The organism is Sedimentimonas flavescens, assembly GCF_019264375.1.
In the GTDB taxonomy this organism is placed as follows: Bacteria; Pseudomonadota; Alphaproteobacteria; order Rhodobacterales; family Rhodobacteraceae; genus Rhodobacter; species Rhodobacter flavescens.
The window spans coordinates 1-1637 of sequence record NZ_JAHVAI010000047.1; the positions used below are offsets into that span (position 1 = coordinate 1).

The 1637-nt window shown below is 65.2% G+C and carries 2 protein-coding genes; both read left to right on the top strand.

The genetic code is table 11. The features are described 5' to 3' along the window. Positions 1–3: 3 nt before the first annotated feature. Positions 4–762, top strand: a complete 759-nt coding sequence (locus KTQ37_RS16590) for an electron transfer flavoprotein subunit beta/FixA family protein (RefSeq protein ID WP_218631619.1) — start codon at positions 4–6, stop codon at positions 760–762. Then, positions 762–1637, top strand: an 876-nt coding sequence (locus tag KTQ37_RS16595; protein WP_218631618.1) for an electron transfer flavoprotein subunit alpha/FixB family protein, incomplete at its 3' end; no start/stop codon positions are given. The genes KTQ37_RS16590 and KTQ37_RS16595, both read left to right, overlap by 1 nt.

A 1637-nucleotide genomic window follows, 5' to 3' on the forward strand; every position in this document is an offset into this window, starting at 1 on the left:
CCCATGAAGGTATTGGTGCCTGTTAAGCGGGTGATTGACTACAACGTGAAGGTTCGCGTGAAGGCGGACGGAAGCGGTGTCGATCTTGCGAATGTGAAGATGTCGATGAACCCGTTTGACGAGATCGCGGTGGAAGAGGCGATCCGTCTGAAGGAGAAGGGCGCGGCGAGCGAGATCGTTGTGGTCTCGATCGGCGTGAAGCAGGCGCAAGAGACGCTGCGCACGGCGCTGGCGATGGGCGCGGACCGCGCGATCCTGGTTGTTGCCGCCGATGACGTGCATCAGGACATCGAGCCGCTGGCCGTGGCCAAGATCCTGGCCAAGGTTGTTGCGGAAGAGGCCCCGGGTCTGGTGATCGCGGGCAAGCAGGCGATCGACAACGACATGAACGCGACCGGCCAGATGCTGGCGGCGTTGCTCGGCTGGGGTCAGGCGACCTTCGCCTCGGAGATCGAGATTGCCGGCGACAGCGCGAAAGTGACGCGCGAGGTCGATGGCGGTCTGCAGACCATCTCGGTCAAGCTGCCGGCGATCGTGACCGCCGACCTGCGTCTCAATGAGCCGCGCTATGCCTCGCTGCCGAACATCATGAAGGCGAAGAAGAAGCCGCTCGATGAGAAGACCGCCGCCGATTACGGCGTCGACGTGACCCCGCGCCTGAGCGTCGTGAAGACGGCAGAGCCGGCGGGCCGTTCGGCTGGCATCAAGGTGGGCTCGGTCGACGAGCTGGTGGCGAAACTGAAAGATGCGGGGGTTCTGTGATGTCGGTTCTTCTGATTGCTGAGGTGAACAGCCTCGACGCGACCTCGAAGGCGCTGAGCGCGGCGAAGAAGATGGGCCCGGTGACGGTGCTCGTGGCCGGTGCGGGCGTGGATGCGGCACCGTTCGCGGCGCTCGACGGTGTGGCCAAGGTGCTGACGGCGGACGATGCCGCCTATGCACATGGCCTGGCAGAGCCGCTGGCCGATCTGGTCGTCTCGCTCGCCGGTGGCGTCACCCATATCGTGGCGCCTGCCACGGCCGAGGCCAAGAACGTCCTGCCGCGCGTTGCGGCACTTCTGGATGTGATGGTGATCTCGGATGTGGTCGGCGTGGTTGACGCAGACACTTTCGAGCGCCCGATCTACGCGGGCAACGCGATCCAGACGGTGAAATCGTCGGACAAGGTCAAGGTGGCCACGATCCGCGCGACGGCGTTCGAAGCCGCGAGCGTGGGTGGTTCGGCCCCGATCGAGGCCGCGGCGAGCGCCGGTGACAAGGGCCTGAGCTCTTGGGTCGAGGACAAGGTGGCGGCCTCGGATCGCCCGGAACTGACCTCGGCCAAGATCGTGGTCTCGGGTGGCCGTGGCGTGGGTTCCGAAGCCGACTTCGCGCTAATCACGGCGCTTGCCGACAAGCTCGGCGCTGCTGTCGGCGCAAGCCGCGCGGCAGTGGACTCTGGCTTTGCCCCGAACGACTGGCAGGTCGGCCAGACCGGCAAGGTCGTGGCGCCGGAACTGTATGTGGCCGTCGGCATCTCGGGCGCGATCCAGCACCTCGCGGGCATGAAGGACAGCAAGATCATCGTCGCCATCAACAAGGACGAAGAAGCCCCGATCTTCCAGGTCGCAGACTTCGGACTCGTCGCCGATTTGTTC

Bases quoted from the DNA above. Each gene is read 5' to 3' on its own strand.
- KTQ37_RS16590 (WP_218631619.1), top strand. From the start codon at position 4: ATGAAGGTATTGGTGCCTGTTAAGCGGGTGATTGACTACAACGTGAAG.